The sequence below is a fragment of the Kitasatospora aureofaciens genome, assembly GCF_019192735.1.
GTDB lineage: Bacteria > Actinomycetota > Actinomycetes > Streptomycetales > Streptomycetaceae > Kitasatospora > Kitasatospora aureofaciens_A.
Window position 1 is genome coordinate 1 of the sequence record NZ_JAHTKP010000209.1, and the last position, 508, is coordinate 508.

At 72.0% G+C, this 508-nt stretch carries 1 protein-coding gene; it reads left to right on the plus strand.

Annotated features, from left to right (window positions below):
• The coding region (locus tag KV557_RS42040; RefSeq protein WP_218207398.1) for an acyltransferase domain-containing protein at nt 1-508 on the plus strand (508 nt) is incomplete at both ends.

The window sequence follows — 508 nt, forward strand, 5'->3', positions numbered from 1 at the left end:
GCCCGCACGTGGTGGCCGGACACTCGATCGGCGAGCTGGCCGCCGCGCACGTGGCCGGGGTCTGGTCGCTGGAGGATGCCTGTGCGGTGGTGGCCGCTCGCGGCCGGCTGATGCAGCAACTGCCCGCCGGCGGCGCCATGGTGGCCGTCGAGGCGGCCGAGGAGCAGGTCGTCGAGGCGATCGCAGGCCGCGCCGGTGTGGGCATCGCCGCCGTGAACGGCCCCAGGGCCGTGGTGATTTCCGGTGTCGAGGACGAAGTGCTCGCGGCGGCCGAGGAGTTGGCACAGGCAGGGGCTCGTACGAAGCGTCTGCAGGTCTCGCACGCGTTCCACTCCCCGCTGATGGACCCGATGCTGGAGGAGTTCGGGCGCGTTGTCGCCACCGTCAGCTACGGTGCGCCCAAGCTGGCCATGGTGTCGGCGCTGACGGGCGAGCCGGTGACGGACGAGGTCACCGACCCCGCGTACTGGGTGAAGCATGTCCGTGAGGCCGTCCGCTTCTGCGACGC